The 15,719-nt window shown below is 64.8% G+C and carries 13 protein-coding genes; 8 read left to right on the top strand and 5 right to left on the bottom strand.

Going from position 1 to position 15,719, the window contains the following annotated elements:
• Positions 1–62: 62 nt before the first annotated feature.
• Positions 63–1,469 (bottom strand): dipeptidase, encoded by a 1,407-nt coding sequence (locus tag ACQY4Y_RS09725; RefSeq protein WP_428490342.1) that lies wholly within the window; start codon positions 1,467–1,469, stop codon positions 63–65.
• Positions 1,470–1,625: 156 nt separating this feature from the next.
• Here ACQY4Y_RS09725 and ACQY4Y_RS09720 point away from each other — a divergent pair, with 156 nt between their 5' ends.
• The 3 genes from ACQY4Y_RS09720 to ACQY4Y_RS09710 all read left to right on the top strand — a co-directional run bounded on the left by ACQY4Y_RS09720 (position 1,626) and on the right by ACQY4Y_RS09710 (position 4,638).
• Positions 1,626–2,639 (top strand): glycosyltransferase family 4 protein, encoded by a 1,014-nt coding sequence (locus ACQY4Y_RS09720; RefSeq protein WP_428490341.1) that lies wholly within the window; start codon positions 1,626–1,628, stop codon positions 2,637–2,639.
• A gap of 81 nt (positions 2,640–2,720) precedes the next feature.
• Positions 2,721–3,995 carry a 3-oxo-tetronate kinase gene (gene otnK, locus ACQY4Y_RS09715; protein WP_428490340.1) on the top strand — a complete coding sequence of 425 codons (1,275 nt, stop codon included), beginning with the start codon at positions 2,721–2,723 and terminating at the stop codon, positions 3,993–3,995.
• Between the two features lie 4 nt (positions 3,996–3,999).
• Positions 4,000–4,638 (top strand): aldolase, encoded by a 639-nt coding sequence (locus ACQY4Y_RS09710; RefSeq protein ID WP_428490339.1) that lies wholly within the window; start codon positions 4,000–4,002, stop codon positions 4,636–4,638.
• Between the two features lie 183 nt (positions 4,639–4,821).
• On the opposite strand, the gene ACQY4Y_RS09705 is transcribed toward ACQY4Y_RS09710, so the two are convergent.
• The 3 genes from ACQY4Y_RS09705 to ACQY4Y_RS09695 all read right to left on the bottom strand — a co-directional run bounded on the left by ACQY4Y_RS09705 (position 4,822) and on the right by ACQY4Y_RS09695 (position 8,458).
• Positions 4,822–5,301, bottom strand: coding sequence for a hypothetical protein (locus ACQY4Y_RS09705; protein WP_428490338.1), 480 nt, complete (start codon positions 5,299–5,301; stop codon positions 4,822–4,824).
• Positions 5,302–5,721: 420 nt separating this feature from the next.
• Positions 5,722–6,876, bottom strand: coding sequence for a bifunctional 2-methylcitrate synthase/citrate synthase (gene prpC / locus ACQY4Y_RS09700; RefSeq protein ID WP_428490337.1), 1,155 nt, complete (start codon positions 6,874–6,876; stop codon positions 5,722–5,724).
• Between the two features lie 82 nt (positions 6,877–6,958).
• Positions 6,959–8,458, bottom strand: coding sequence for an MmgE/PrpD family protein (locus tag ACQY4Y_RS09695; RefSeq protein WP_428490336.1), 1,500 nt, complete (start codon positions 8,456–8,458; stop codon positions 6,959–6,961).
• A 141-nt stretch (positions 8,459–8,599) separates the two neighbouring features.
• On the opposite strand from ACQY4Y_RS09695, the gene ACQY4Y_RS09690 reads away from it, so the two are divergent.
• From ACQY4Y_RS09690 to ACQY4Y_RS09670, 5 genes are all read left to right on the top strand, one after another.
• Positions 8,600–9,586, top strand: coding sequence for an N-carbamoyl-D-amino-acid hydrolase (locus ACQY4Y_RS09690; RefSeq protein ID WP_428490335.1), 987 nt, complete (start codon positions 8,600–8,602; stop codon positions 9,584–9,586).
• A 317-nt stretch (positions 9,587–9,903) separates the two neighbouring features.
• Positions 9,904–11,136: a DEAD/DEAH box helicase gene (locus ACQY4Y_RS09685; RefSeq protein WP_428490334.1), complete on the top strand. Its 1,233-nt coding sequence runs from the start codon at positions 9,904–9,906 to the stop codon at positions 11,134–11,136.
• Between the two features lie 34 nt (positions 11,137–11,170).
• Positions 11,171–11,626, top strand: a complete 456-nt coding sequence (locus tag ACQY4Y_RS09680) for a YaiI/YqxD family protein (RefSeq protein ID WP_428490333.1) — start codon at positions 11,171–11,173, stop codon at positions 11,624–11,626.
• Positions 11,627–11,629: 3 nt separating this feature from the next.
• Positions 11,630–12,334, top strand: a complete 705-nt coding sequence (locus ACQY4Y_RS09675) for an aspartate/glutamate racemase family protein (protein ID WP_428490332.1) — start codon at positions 11,630–11,632, stop codon at positions 12,332–12,334.
• Between the two features lie 54 nt (positions 12,335–12,388).
• Positions 12,389–13,714: a cytosine deaminase gene (locus tag ACQY4Y_RS09670; RefSeq protein WP_428490331.1), complete on the top strand. Its 1,326-nt coding sequence runs from the start codon at positions 12,389–12,391 to the stop codon at positions 13,712–13,714.
• A 26-nt stretch (positions 13,715–13,740) separates the two neighbouring features.
• On the opposite strand, the gene ACQY4Y_RS09665 is transcribed toward ACQY4Y_RS09670, so the two are convergent.
• Positions 13,741–15,699 carry a glycosyltransferase family 61 protein gene (locus ACQY4Y_RS09665; protein WP_428490330.1) on the bottom strand — a complete coding sequence of 653 codons (1,959 nt, stop codon included), beginning with the start codon at positions 15,697–15,699 and terminating at the stop codon, positions 13,741–13,743.
• Between the last annotated feature and the right edge of the window lie 20 nt (positions 15,700–15,719).

Here is a 15,719-nt window from a genome sequence, read left to right as displayed (position 1 = left end):
TCACCGAGTGTCACAGTTTTGTGATAACCTGACGGCCGGGGTGTCGGGGACGGTGTTTCCGATCAACCGCCGGCGAACTTCGCCAACAGCCGCACATGCGAGCGGATGCCATGGTGGAAACAGGCCTCCTCGAATTTCTCGTTCGGACTATGCACCTGATCGTCGTCCAGCCCGAAGCCCATCAGCAGCGAGTCCACACCGAGGATCGAGCGCAACGACGTCACCACCGGGATCGACCCACCGCTGCCCATCAGCAATGCCGGCTTGCCGTATTCGTCGCTGAGCGCGTCGAGGGCGGCGCGGACATGGGGGCTGTCCACGTTGACCTCGATTCCCGGGGCGCGGGAAAATTCGGCAAAGCTGGCCGTGGCACCCGGCGGCAACCGATCCGTGACGAACCGCTTGAACTGCGCCATCACTTCGTCGGGGTCCTGGTTCGGCACCAGACGGAACGACACTTTCGCCGATGCTTCCGCGGCGATCACCGTCTTGCTGCCGGCCCCGGTGTAGCCGCCCCAGATGCCGTTGATGTCCGCGGTTGGCCGTGCCCAAAGCCGCTCCAACGGAGCGTAGCCGCGCTCGCCCACCGGCGTCGTCAGGCCGATGCCGCCGAGGAACGCCGCCTCGTCGAAGCCCAGCGCATCCCACTGCGCCCGCTGCGAATTACTCACCGGCGCAACCTTGTCGTAGAAACCCGGAAGCTGGATACGGCCGTTCTCGTCCTGCAAATCACCGAGAATCCTGGTCAGCGCATTGATCGGGTTCAGCGCCGAACCTCCATACAGGCCAGAGTGCAGGTCGCGGTTCGCCGCTTTCAGAGTCACCTCGGCATAGGTCATTCCGCGCAACCGCGTGGTAATGGCCGGCGTGTCGACGTCCCACATCCCGGTGTCGCTGATCAGCGCGAGATCGGCCGCCAGATCAGCCTTGTGATCGCGCAGGAAGGGGTCGAGGTTGAGCGACCCAACTTCTTCCTCGCCCTCGATCAGCACGGTGATGCGCGCCGGGATGCCGCCGCCAGCTGCGTGCCAGGCGCGCAGCGCTTCGAGGAACATCAAGGTCTGGCCTTTGTCGTCGACCGCGCCGCGAGCGACGAAGCGTTTGCCGCGCGGGCCGTCGACGTATTGCGGATCGAACGGATCGCTGTGCCACAGCGAAACCGGATCGACCGGCTGCACGTCGTAGTGGCCATAGAACAGGATGTGGGGCCCGTTGTAGTCGGGCGCACCGGCGATATGGGCCACGACCACCGGGTGCCCGGCGGTCGGCTGAACCGAGGCCTCGAATCCCAGCCCCGCCAACTGGCGGCGCCACCAGTCCGCCGCCTGCACGCAATCCGCCGCATGGGCGGGCTGCGCGCTGATCGATTTGATGCGCAACAAATCGAACAGGTTGGCGCGTGATGCCGGCAAGCTGGCATCGACATGGTCCAGCACGGCAGCGAGTGTCGATTGACTTGGAACCGGCATGAATTTCTCCGCGTTGCAAGGTTGCATCACTAATGGATCCGGCTCCACCCGTCATCCTTGCGCCGCGGTGCCCGCGGCGTTCGGTCCGGATCGTGCCGGCAGCCGACAAATTCGTTATTCCTGACGACGCCGCATAACCTGCTAAAAGTCACACCCATGTATGTTTGCCTGATCGTCCCGGGTCCGTTGGCTACGGTGTCCGGTGGCCACGCCTACGATCGCCGCATGGCGGATGGCCTGCTCGCGTTGGGACACGAGGTCCACGTCGTCGAACTCGACGGCCGGCTGCCCGACCCCGACCAAGCCGCGATCTACGCCGCCAGGACCGCCTGGTCGGCATTGCCGGCGGACGGCGCCCGGCTGATCGACGGACTCGCGCTGCCGGCCTTCGCCGGCCTGCCGCTGCACCGGGTGACCGCGCTGATCCACCATCCCGCCTCGCTGGAAACCGGCCTGGCCGATGACACGGCGCGGCGACTGCGCGCCACCGAGGTGGAGATGTTCCGTGACATGCCGCGCTTCGTGGTGACGAGCGAGCAGACCGCCGAACGACTGATCCAGGACTTCGGGCCGTCGCCGGATCGCATCACCGCGGTCATCCCCGGCATCGATGACCTGCCTCGCTGCGCAGGTTCCGACGGGCCGGACTGCCAGATCTTGTCGGTCGGGGCACTCATTCCGCGCAAGGGTCACGACGTGCTGTTGCGCGCGCTCAGCCGATTGTTCGACCTGGACTGGCAACTGACCATCGCCGGTTCGCCGGAGCGCGACCCGGTGCACGCCAACGGTCTGCTCGCCCTGGCAGAGCAGCTCCGGGTTGCGCGCCGCGTCCGCTTCGTCGATGAGGTGAGCGATGCGCTTTGGCTGGGAGCCGACCTGTTCGCCTTGACGTCGTATTTCGAGGGTTATGGCGTGGCGATCGCCGAGGCGCTTCGGCGCGGCCTGCCGGTTGCGGTCAGCAGTGTCGGGGCGGTGCCGACCCTGGTGGGGCCCGAGGCCGGTGTGGTCTGCGCCCCCGGCGACGTCGAACAGTTTTCCAAGGCGCTGCGCCGGGTGATCTTCGACCAGCCGTTGCGGCGCGACATGGCGGAGGTCGCATGGGTCTCCGGCCGGACGCTGCCGTCCTGGAACGAACAGGTGGCCCACCTCGCGGCGATACTCGCCGGTTAGACAACGCTGGCGACGAGGCGTCATTGTGAGCGCGCGTTGACGCCCATCACAGGGGACGCCCATAACAGGGAGAGCCGGACCATGCTTTTAGGTGCGATCGCTGACGATTTCACGGGTGCCACCGACCTGTGCTCGATGCTGGTACGGGGCGGCATGCAGACCGTGCAGTTGATCGGAGTGCCGGAGCCGGGGTTGCCGGCGCCCGACGCCGATGCCGTCGTCGTGGCGCTCAAGTCCCGCACCGCGCCGACCTCGCAGGCGGTGGACGAGAGCCTCAGGGCGCTGCGCTGGCTACAGGCGGCGGGTGCGCGCCAATTCTTCTTCAAATATTGCTCCACCTTTGACAGCACCGATCAGGGCAATATCGGTCCAGTCGCCGACGCGCTGACCGCCGCGCTCGGCTGCGGTTTCGCATTGGCCTGCCCGGCGTTCCCGACCAACGCCCGCACGGTTTACCAAGGCCACCTGTTCGTCGGCGGCAGCCTGCTGAACGACAGCGGCATGGAGCACCATCCATTGACTCCGATGACCGACGCCAACCTGGTGCGCGTGCTGTCGCGCCAGACCGAGGGCACGGTCGGGCTGGTGGCGTTCGCCACGGTCGATCGCGGGGCGAACGCGATCCGCGATGCGATGACGCAGTTGAAGGAGCGGGGGCGCCGCTACGCCGTCGTCGATGCCATCACCGACGCCCATCTGGTGGCGATCGGTGAGGCCGCGGCAAGCCACGCGCTGATAACCGGCGGCTCCGGCGTGGCGATAGGGCTGCCGGATAATTTCCGCCGCGCCGGGCTGCTTTCGCGGACGACCGACCCGGGTGCCCTGGCGCCGATCGAAGGTGCCTGCGCGGTCGTCGCCGGGTCGTGCTCACGAGCGACCCTGGCGCAGCTTGGTTACGCGCGTTCCCATCTGCCGACGTTCGAGTTGGCTGCATTGGCGACGCCGGACGCGGCAACGTTGAGCGAGGCGGCGCTGGCATGGGCATCCGATAAGATCGGCGAAAAACCGCTGGTCATCGCTGCCTCGGCGCCGCCGGACAAAGTGGCGGCGCTGCAGTCTCGCCTGGGTCGCGATCAGGCCGGCGCACTGATCGAGGACGCCATCGCCAATATCGCCGAGGGCCTGCTGGCTCTGGGTGTGCGCAAGTTCGTCGTGGCGGGCGGCGAGACGTCCGGCGCTGTGGTGCGGCGGCTTGGCGTGCGAAGCATGCGTATCGGGACGGAAATCGATCCGGGTGTGCCGTGGACGTTCGCCGAAGCCGGCACTGGTGGACCTGGCTTGATGCTGGCCCTGAAGTCGGGGAATTTCGGTGCGTCCGACTTCTTCTTGAAAGCGTTTCGCGTGCTGGAGGCCTGATCGGATGCCGTCCCACGAACAGGAGATGCGTGAGCTGCTGTGCGAACTCGCGGGCAGTCTGTTCGCGCGCGGTTTCTCTGTCGGCAGCGCCGGCAACATCAGCGTGCGCCTGACAGACGGCTACCTGATGACGCCGACAAATTCGAGTCTGGGAAGACTCGATCCTGGTCGCCTGTCGAAGCTGGACCCCGCGTTCCAGCACGTGGCGGGCGACAAGCCGTCGAAGGAAGTGTTCATGCACCGCGCGTTCTACCAAGCGCGCGACGACGCGAGCGCGGTGGTGCATCTGCATTCGACCCAGGCCACGGCGGTGTCATGCCTGCCGGATGTGGATCAATCGAACCCGATCCCGCCGCTGACACCCTACTTCGTCATGCGGGTGGGCCGGCGCATGCCGATCATCCCGTATTATCGGCCGGGCGATGCCACGATGGAGCCGGCGATAAATGCCGCGGCACGCAATGCCCGCGCGGTGCTGCTGGCGAACCACGGACCGGTGGTTTCCGGCCAGACGTTGACCGATGCGGTCCATGCCGCCGAAGAACTCGAGGAGGCCGCCAAGCTGTTTCTGCTGCTGCGAGGACACTCGCCGCGTCTGTTGACGATGCCACAGGTTGACGATCTGCTGACGACGTTCGGGTAGAGCATGATCGCGGCTTGGGCGGAAAATTAAAGCCGCTTTTCGAGGCTGTACAGTTTGAGCGCCGCTGTCTTGGGCCGGCCGCTGTCTTGGGCCGGCCCCTGTCTCAGGCGGGCCCCCGTCTCAGGCGGGCAAAGAAAAAGGCGCCTCGCGGGCGCCTCTTCCTCCAAGGATCGTCGCGCGGACTTACTCCTTCGGTTCGCTTGCCGCGAACGGCGACGCCAACGGCGCGGGGGTTGAAGCGGGCATCCCCTTCGAGCCCTTCCTTGCCGCCATCTTCTTGGTCACCACCTTCTTCGGCGTGGCCTTGGCAGCAGCCTTCTTCAAGACCGTCTTAGGGGCAGCCTTGGCGGTTGCCTTCTTCGGCGCGGCCTTCTTGGCAGCGACCTTCTTGGTGGCAGTCTTTTTCGGAGCAGCCTTGGCAGCAGCCCGTTTCGGCGCGGCCTTGGCGGCAGACTTCTTCACCGCTGTCTTCTTCGGTGCGGCCTTCGCGGCGGCCTTCTTCGGTGCAGCCTTGGCAGCGGCTTTTTTCGGAGCGGTCTTGACCGCCGATTTCTTCGCCGCCGGCTTTTTCACCGCTGCCTTCTTGGTCGCGGCCTTCATCGCCATCGCCTTGGCGCCCGTCGTCTTGGCGCGTCGGGCATCAGTCGTCGTATCGTCAGTCACTTGCAATCTCCTTGCTAAACGTGCCGTCTCTGTTCGTGCGCTTTGGACGAAGCCGTTGTTCGGGGCGCGTGGTTATGCAGGCGCTGATTTGTTTCATCGGCAAACCGGCTGAGGCGTGCGCCAAGCCGGCAACCATCCCGAGGCTACTTGAGTCTTCTTCGGCTTTCCAAGGTCGCGGCCCATTGACCGTCCTTCTGTTAAACGTCCCCGCGCATCGAAAGCCAGCACATCATGCGAATCGATTCGCGAACACGGATTCCGCTATTCATCGCGAAGGGCATACATGTCAACGAAAAGCAACATGTCGACGGCAAATTTATGAAAAAAGTTTTCGTGCGTAGCGTTTCAGGGACGAATGGAAAAAGTTAACCGCCGCGACAGCACTGCCGCGGCGGTTCCGAAAGACACAAAAATTCCGAATCAGCCGCGCTGATCGATCGGCACGAACTTCAGATTCTCAGGCCCGGTATAATTCGCCGTGGGACGGATCAGCTTGTTGTCGATGCGCTGTTCCATCACGTGCGCGGCCCATCCCGACGTACGCGAGATGACGAACAGCGGAGTGAACATCGACATCGGCACACCCAACATGTGATAGCTGATGGCGGAGAACCAATCGAGGTTGGCGAACATCTTCTTCGCATCCCACATCGTCGCCTCGATACGGTCGGCGATGTCGAACATCTTCATCGAGCCAGCATGCTGCGATAGCCGGCGGGCGACTTCCTTGATCACCTTGTTTCTTGGATCGGCGATCGTGTAGACGGCGTGGCCAAAGCCGATCACCACCTGCTTCGCTTCGATGCGACGGCGAATATCGGCTTCCGCCTCGTCCGGCGAGGCATAGCGGTTTTGGGTCTCGAAGGAGACCTCGTTGGCACCGCCATGTTTTGGCCCGCGCAATGCGCCGATCCCGGCCACGATCGCCGAATACATGTCCGCCCCAGTGCCGGCCACGACCCGACAGGTGAAGGTCGAAGCGTTGAACTCGTGTTCCGCATAGAGGATCAGAGACGTGTGCATCGCGCGCACCATCATCTCGGATGGCGCTTTGCCGTGCAGCAGATGCAGGAAGTGACCGCCGATGGAATCGTCGTCGGTTTCGACCTCGATGCGCCGGCCGTTGTGGGCGTAATGGAACCAGTAAAGCAGCATTGGTCCCAGGCAGGCCATCAAGCGGTCGGCGATGTCGCGCGCGCCGGGTGGGTTTTGATCGTCTTTCTCGGGCAGCGCGCAACCCAGCGCGGAGACGCCGGTGCGCATCACGTCCATCGGGTGGGACGCGGCGGGCAACGCCTCGAGCGCGTGTTTCACCACCATCGGCAAACCGCGGAACGCCCGCAGCTTGGCCTTGTAGGTGGCGAGCTCGGCGCGCGTCGGCAGTATGCCGTGTACCAACAGATAGGCGATCTCCTCGAACTCGCAGGTGTCGGCGACGTCGAGGATGTCGTAGCCGCGGTAGTGCAGATCGTTGCCGGAGCGTCCGACGGTGCACAACGCGGTGTTGCCGGCGTTGACGCCGGACAGGCCGACGCCCTTCTTGGCGCGGTTGGGAAGAGAAGTTGTCTCGCTCATGCGTTCCTCCTTGTGGTGTTTTTAGTGGCCTGCTTATCCCCTACGTCCGCCGCATGATGCGGCGACCTTCGGGGGCAGGACACTAGAGAATACCAGGCTTGCCGACGGCCAAGGTGCCCGCGGGCAGGGCCACGTTCAAGCGATGCAGATCACCCGCCGGCATGCGGGGCAATTCCTGCGCCGCTTCCAGGAAGCGGTTCGACTCACGCGCGGTGATGATGCCTTCGGTCAAGATCTGGAACTTGCGGATGTAGTCGTCGCGGCCAAATGGTTTGGCACCAAGCGGGTGCGCGTTGGCGACCGCCATCTCGTCTTCCAGCTTGCTGCCGTCGCGCAGGAAGATCTCGACGCGGCCGCCGAATGACAGCTCGTTCGGATCGGTCGCGCGATAGCGGCGGGTCCATTCCGGGTCTTCCGTGGTTTCGATCTTGTGCCACAGACGCACGGTGTCCGCTCGGGCCGCGCGCTTCGGCGCGTAGCTGTCGACATGGTGCCATCCGCCGTCCTGCAGGGCGACGGCAAAGATATACATGATCGAATGGTCCAACGTCTCGCGGGTCGCCTTCGGGTCCATCTTCTGTGGGTCGTTGGCGCCAGTGCCGATCACGTTGTGAGTGTGGTGGCTGGTGTGGATGACGATCTTCTCGACGTCATCGAGCTTGCCGATCCGCTCGCGCATGCGGAACGCGAGATCGATCAGCGCTTGTGACTGATACTCGGCGCTGTGCTCCTTGGTGTAGCTGTCGAGGATCGCGCGCTTCGCCTCACCCGGTGCCGGCAGCGGCACCACGTAGTGCGCCTGCGGTCCGTCCAGCATCCAGGCCAGGACACTGTCCTCGCCTTCGTAGATCGGGCTTGGCGCGCCCTCGCCGCGCATCACCCGGTCCACCGCCTCGATCGCCAGTTTGCCGGAGTGTGCCGGCGCGTACGCCTTCCAGGAACTGATCTCGCCCTTGCGCGACTGGCGCGTGGTGAAGCTGACATGCACCGCCTGCTGAACAGCCTGATAGATGATGTCCTGCTTCAGTCCCAGCAGCGTGCCGATGCCAGCCGCCTGCGCCGGGCACAGATGGGCGATGTGATCGATCTTGTGCTCGTGCAGGCAGACCGCGCGCACCAGGTCGATCTGGATTTCGTATCCGGTGGCGACGCCGCGGATCAGTTCGCGACCGGACTTCTCCATGCTCTGCGCGACCGCGAGGATCGGGGGGATGTTGTCGCCGGGGTGGGAGTAGTCGGCGGCGAGGAAGGTGTCGTGCATATCGAGCTCGCGCACCGCCACACCGTTGGCCCAGGCGGCCCATTCTGGGCTGACGCGCTTGCTGGTGGGGACACCGAACACCGATGCGCCGTTCCGGTTCGGGCGCGCCAGCGCCATGTCCCGAGCCGAGACGATACTGCGGCGGTTGGCCGAGGCGATCGCCACCGAGGCATTGTCGATGACGCGGTTGACGATCATCGCCGCCACTTCCTTGGCGACGGCGACCCGGTCGACGGCGACGCCGGCGATCTTCCACGCGAGTTGGTCGTCGCGCTTCAGGCCCGCCTTCGATGGGCTGACCTTTACGTCGTAGTCGATCATTGTGTTCCTCCTGCAAGCCTGGCCTGCGAGCCAGGCCATCTTGGTGCTTGGTAGTGTCGCGGCAATGACACGGCAAGCTTGGGCGATTGCGTGGCAGGCTGATCGTGGCATCGTGGCGGGATCATGCGAAGGAGGGTTCCGTTGTCCCGCATCATTACCGTCGCGGCCGCCCAGTTGGGGCCGATCCAACAAGCCGAACCGCGTTCGGTTGCCGTCGCGCGCATGGTTCGGCTGCTGGAACGGGCGCATCAACGCGGCGTCGAGCTGATCGTGTTTCCGGAACTGGCGTTGACCACGTTCTTCCCGCGCCACTACCACGAGAACATCGCCGAAGCGGACGGCTGGTTCGAGACCGCGATGCCATCGAACGAGACGGCACCGCTGTTCGATGCGGCGCGCCAATACGGCATCGGCTTTCACCTGGGCTACGCCGAAATCGCGCACGAAGCCGATGCGACCGGCATTGAGCGCAAGCGGCGCTTCAATACCTCGATCTTGGTCGGGCCGTCAGGCGACGTACTGCTGAAATATCGAAAGGTCCATCTGCCGGGACATGCCGAGTACGATCCGAAGCGCGTCGTGCAACACCTGGAGAAGCGTTACTTCGAGGTCGGCAACCTGGGCTTCCCGGTGATCCGCGCACCAATGGGCAGCCAGCAGGGGATCAACATGGGCATGATGATCTGCAACGACCGCCGCTGGCCCGAGGCCTGGCGAGTGCTCGGTCTGCAAAGCGTCGAACTGGTTGCGCTGGGCTACAACACCCCAAGCCTGAACATGGATGCGGCCGGCTTCGAGGCGCATCACCTGCGAGTATTCCATTCGCATCTGTCGATCCAGGCTGGGTGCTACCAGAACGCCTGCTTCGCGGTCGCCACCGCCAAGGCGGGCACCGAGGATGGTTGCGAACTGTTCGGACATTCGATCATCGTCAACCCGCAAGGTGAGATCGTTGCCATGGCCACCAGTTGGGACGACGAACTGATCACCGCCGATTGCGACCTGGATATGTGTACACTGGGCCGCACGACGATCTTCGCCTTCGACAAGCACCGCCGCCCCGAGGCCTATAGGCCAATCACCGGACAGGTCGGCGCGACGCCGCCGCCGGTGTGGCGGAAGCCTTAGCCTCGCCGATGAGCCCAGACCTTCGAGGCGACGCTTCAGCGGCCGGGGCGATGATTCGCTGCCTGGCAACTCAAGGCGCGTCGCCAGCTGCAGCGTCACAACGCACCTGCACAAAGACCTTGCAATCTGGGAACCTCCGGCCGATATAGCGGCTGTGTTTCCGTGATTGCGTGATTAACGGGCGTGGTTCTCCTCGACCGAAGTTCCGGAAAATTTCATCCGAAAACCTTTCGTCCCCATTTAATCGCGCGGGGCGGCGAACTTTCAGGCGCTTATTCGTCCACCTATCGTGGCAAGCGCTGGAGCATAACCACGTCTTGACCCAAGCTAGTTTCACGACCCTCGGCCTGTCCGAGCCGCTTCTGCGCGCCCTTGAAACGCGCAAGTTCCAAACGCCAACCCCGATTCAAGCCGATTCGATACCGCCGCTGCTGGCGACCAAGGATTTGCTCGGTATCGCCCAAACCGGCAGTGGCAAGACCGCTGCCTTTACCCTGCCGATCCTGCAGCACCTGGCGGCCCAGCCGATACGCCCGGCGCCATTCGTGGCCCGCGCCCTGATCCTGGCTCCAACACGCGAACTGGCGCTGCAGATTGACGAAACCGTCCGCGCGCTGGCCATCAACCTGCGTCTGCGCACCGCCGTCATTATCGGCGGCGCCAGCCGCTTCAAGCAGGTTGAGGCAATGCGTCGGGGCGCCGACATCGTCATCGGCACGCCGGGCCGGGTGTGCGACCTGATGCAGACCCGCGAGCTGCGGCTTGGCGCTATCACGCATTTTGTGCTGGACGAGGCCGACCGGATGCTTGACCTCGGCTTCATCAAGGACATTCGCCGGATCGTCGCCGCGCTGCCGCCGCGTCGCCAGTCCTGCCTGTTCTCGGCCACGATGCCGGCCGAGGTCAGCAGCCTGGCCAACAGCCTGCTGCGTGACCCGATCCGGGTGGAAATCGCCCGCCGGGAAGAGACCACACCGAAGATCGAGCAGTTCGTCCACCACCTGGCGCAAAGCGGCAAGCAGTCTTTGCTGCTGTCGATGCTGCGCGACGATGCGCTCAGCCGGGTCATCGTATTTACCCGAACCAAGCACGGTGCCAACAAGGTTGCCGGCGTGCTGGAAAATGCCGGCATCCAGGTCAACGCCATTCACGGCAACAAGAGCCAGCCGCAGCGCGAAAAGGCCTTGCGGGAATTCCGCACCGGCCGGGCTCGGGTGCTGGTGGCGACCGATATTGCCGCGCGCGGGATCGATGTGACCGGGATTTCCCACGTCATCAACTTCGACCTGCCGGCGGAGCCTGAAAGCTATGTTCACCGCATCGGCCGCACCGCGCGCGCCGGTGCCGCCGGGGTCGCAATCTCGTTCTGCGATCCGTCGGAGCGTGGCATTCTGCGCCAGATCGAGCGGCAGATGAACGTTTCGATCGCAGTGGTTGGTGACGCCCCGCCGCCGATGACGCACCAGCCGAAGCGGCCTGGCGCGCCCGGCCAGGCGCAGCGCCGCCGCTACAACGACCGCGGCAACCGGGGCATGCGCTCCGCCGCATGATGCACGGCGGCTGCTGCCGCGCGATGCGGGCGCAATGACCATCCTCTACATCGACGGCGACGCGTGCCCGGTCCGCGACGAAGTCTATCGCGTCGCGGACCGTCTGGGACTTGCCGTGTTCGTGGTGGCCAACGGCTCGCGCCCGATCCGCCCAACCGGACGGCCCAACGTCACCATGATCACGGTCGAGGCGGGAGCCGACGTCGCCGACGATTGGATCGCTGAACGCATGACCAAGGCGGATGTCTGCATCACCAGCGATATCCCCCTGGCGTCGCGCTGTCTGGGCAAAAGCGGCCGGGCACTGGCGCCAAACGGCAAAGTCTGGACGCCGGACAACATCGGCAACGCCCTGGCCGGCCGCGAGGTCGGCCGATATTTACGCGAAATGGGCGTCGCCACCGGGGGTCCCGCCACGCTGACCAAGCAGCACCGCTCGCGCTTCCTCAGCGAGCTGGATACATTGGTGCGGGCGGCGCAGCGAGGCTGAAGCATGACCGACAAGGTGCTTGGCGTATTGGGCGGCATGGGTCCTCTGGCCAGTGCCCATTTCATGCTGCGGCTGACCCTTTTGACCCCGGCTGAACGCGACCAGGACCACATCCCTGCCGTGCTCTGGTCGGACCCGCGGGTTCCCGATCGAACCGCCGCGAGCCTGAGCGCAGGACCGGATCCGCTGCCATGGCTGCTGCGCGGCATCGAGGGCCTGAAAGCCGCCGGCTGCGGCGCGATCGCCATTCCGTGCAACACCGCGCATGGCTGGTTGGACCCGATGATGCGCGCTGCCGGCATGCCGATCCTGCACATCGTGGACGCCGCCGCCACCGAGCTCCGGCGCATCGGCATAAGGCGCGGCTGTATCGGCCTGATGGGGACCGCCGCGACCCTTGCAATGCGGCTTTACCAGGATCGCCTGGAAGCCGAGGGCTGGCAGGTCGTCGAACCCGACCCCGAACAAATGGCCCGCCTGGTGACCCCGGCGATCGCATCGGTTAAGGCTAACCGGGTCGTGGAAGCCTACGCGCCGTTGGCCGAAGTCGCGAACAGCCTTGCCGCGCGAGGTGCGACGGCGGTGGTGCTGGGCTGCACCGAAATTCCGCTCGGCATTCAGGCCGGCCCCGCCGACGCATTTCAGGTCCCGGTGGTTGACACGATCGACGCGCTGGCCCGCGTCTCGATCGCCTGGGCGCTCGGTTGACAGGCCGGATCAGTCCGCCGTCTCGTCGCATGACGCAGCATATCGGATGTCAACATGATCCCGGCCTGGTTTCCCAATGCAGTGCCACCCGATATTTGGCTACGGAACGCCCAGGTCCCGGCTGCGGTACTTGCCGGCGCGCCGGGGCCTGAGGACGTCGAAGGGCTGGTGCGGCTTGACCTGCGCATAACGGATGGCCGGATCGCGGCAATTGCCGGCGCCGGAACCGCGCCTGGCGGCATCGACCTGGACCGGGGACAGGTTTGGCCATGCTTCGTCGATGGGCATGTGCACCTGGACAAGACCCAGACCTGGCCGCGGCAACCGAATCCGGACGGAACTCCCGCCGGTGCCAGGAAAGCGGTCATCGCCGACCGCGGAAAATACTATAGCCAAAACGACATCGAGCCGCGGTTCGATTTCGGCCTGCGCTGCGCGCTGGCGCATGGAACCGCCGCGATCCGCACCCATCTGGACAGCTATTGGCCGGACGCTCGCGCGCATTGGGCGGTGTTCCGGCGCATGCGCGAAGCGTGGGCCGGACGTATCGACCTGCAAGCGGTCTCGATCTGTCCGCTGGATCGGTTCGCCGGCGACGATGGCCTGGCCCTGGCCGACGAGGTCGCTGATTCGCACGGCATTCTTGGGATGACCACCTCCGGCGAGGGCGGTCGCGCGTCATCGCCGGAATTCCAGGCATTGCTGGATCGCTTCTTCTGGCTGGCCGAGCAACGAGGGCTGGCTCTCGACCTGCATCTGGATGAGACCGGCGATGCATCGTCGCGGGCCCTGGATGCTGTCGCCCGCACCGCGCTGCGTCGGGGCTTCAAGGCGCCGATCCAGGTCGGCCATGTCTGCTCTTTGTCTGTCCAGACCGAGGCAGAGGCTCGGGCGACGATCGGATTGTGCGCCGATGCTGGGCTGCGGGTGATCAACCTGCCGATGTGCAATATGTATCTGCAAGGACGGCAAGCCGATCGCACGCCGCGCTGGCGCGGCATCACCATGGTACACGAATTCCGTTCCGCAGGCGTGCCGGTGTCGTTCGCCTCCGACAACTGCCGTGACCCGTTTTATGCCTATGGCGATTACGACATGATGGAGGTTTACCGCGAAGCGGTGCGCATCGCGCAACTCGATCATCGGTTTGGCGCGTGGGGCGCCTCGGTCACAGCTACACCCGCTGATTCCTGTGGCTTTGCCGACAGAGGATGTATCGCGGTTGGCGCACCGGCCGATCTGGTGCTGTTTCGCGCGCGGTCGATGACCGAGCTGCTGGCGCGGCCGCAATCGGACCGGGTAATCCTGCGCACGGGAAAACCGTTGGACGTTTCAGTTCCGGACTTTAGGGAGCTCGACCTGGTGCTGGGCGTGCCGTAAGCGTTCGGTGCACCATACCCCGAACGTCACGGCCGCCGAACCCATCGCCAGATCCCTGACCTGGAGGCAGCTCGCGGTGTCACCCTCGGTGCCGCCACGGGAGTGGGAGCTGGATTGCGGGCCAGAATTTCCATTGCGGTCAACGGCGGCGGCGGTCTTTCTGGTTGGTAGTCAGCCTCCGGTCCCGGTTCCCGCCCCGCACGGTCCGGGCGGCAGCATTCATCGGCCCGCCAGCACACTTCGAACCAGGATGCGGAGTGGATATTGGCGACACTGCCGTAGGGCGCGAAGTGGTCCACGTAGCCCTTGATCAAGTCGGCTTCCAGCCGCTCGATCGACCCGGCCGGATGATCGTCGTCGGCTTCGGCGACCCAGAGCAGGGTGTTCGGCCCCATCTCGCGCAGCGTCTCCAGCAATGGCTGAATGTCTTCCCGCGATGTCTTGCACTGCGACTTCCAGACCCAAATCTTCTGCCCAGTCGCCAGGTTTTCCAGCAGGCGCTCGCGCAGATGGCCCAGCAGCTTCGCCGCCCGTTCGATCTGAGCCTCCGGGTCGATCTGACCTTCGCGCACGCCAGAGTGATACAGCATGCCATACGCCGTTTCGCGCACGATCAGCTCGCGGTGCCCGGGCTCACCTTCCGGCAACACGCTGATCGTGCCCTGCGCGCCAAGCCCGTCAAACTTGCGCTGCAACGCCGCCACCAGCTTTTCCAGGCGAAATTCCGGCGGTGCGAAGAAACCGTTGAACCGCAGGAGTCCGGCTGAGGTGACCCCGGCCTGTTGCTGGACCAGGCCAAATTCGCAGTTATCGCCAAGGCTTTCGAAACTTTGCATCAACTCCCTGACCGGGCGGCTGCTGATGCTGCGGGTCACGACGGGCGAAGCATCCGCGGTTGTCGCCACGGCCGCGGCGCGATGGGCGAGGCGGCTGGACAGCAGCTTCAACCGCTGTTCGACAAGATCGAGATCGATTTCCCATTGTCCGGGCTTGGAGGGCTCGGCGACGGTCGCGAACATGTCGGCCCAGTAATCGACCTGCGTCGCCTGAGCGAGACGATTGAACGATGAATTCTGATGGTGCCCGGGCATCCATTCCCACATCAGCGTGCCCGGGCGGCAGAACAGCACGTCGGTCAGCCCTTGGCCGAGCGGGCCGATGATCGCATCGGCATGGCGGAACAGGTTGATGCGTTCGGCGGTCGACAGGCGTTCACGCTCGACGATGGTGACGCCGCGCCTGCGCAACAAATCTATCACCGCGCCTTCGTTGCGGATCGATCCGTAGTACGGATTGACCTCATCGATGTAGAGCACCTTGTCATGCGTCGGGTAGCTCGGCATGGCATCGGCAAGTCGTTTCGCGGTCTGCAGCCCACTCATGCAGATTGCGAAACTGGTAGCCCCGGTCAGGAAATCCGAATACTCGACACGAGGCAGATGGTAGCGGGTATTCGCCTGCGGCGTCAGCCGAGGGATGCGGTCCAAACCCAGGGCAGCGAGGGTTTCCTCCTGCCAAGGTGCCAGTCGCGGCAGGATCAGGCGCGCATTGCCTGCCCGCTTGCCCCGCAACGACCAGTCGATTGCCGGCAGGCACTGGGTCAGCCAGTGCTGATAACCGAGATGGGCGTTGTTGTAGCCGAAGATAAGATTCTCGCCTTCCGGCAGCGACGTCAATTCGACGCCTTCTTGTAGCTGCCGGGCAGCACCCGGAGGCTCGAAATACACCGTCTCGGCGATGGCGTGTCCGTGCTTGAAAAGGATCAGAGAGTCGGCATCCAGCACGACGTTTTCGAGCGTGTGGTTCAGCACCGCGGTGGTGGCGCCGAGGGCATGGAAATCGGGGCCGACCGGATGCCGCGCCAGCGCCTCGCCCAGCGCGATTTCCGACCCACCATGGAACAGACAGGTCCGTTCCAGCTCGTCGGCCTTGGCCGCCGCGGCTTCCAGCGATTGGCGAGAGGTCTGTTCGGACGTGCCTGACATTGCAGCCTTAGATAGCGCGA

Source organism: Rhodopila sp. (genome assembly GCF_965277165.1).
GTDB lineage: Bacteria > Pseudomonadota > Alphaproteobacteria > Acetobacterales > Acetobacteraceae > Rhodopila.
Note: the sequence above shows the minus strand (reverse complement) of the source record. Positions and strands in the feature narration are given on the sequence as shown.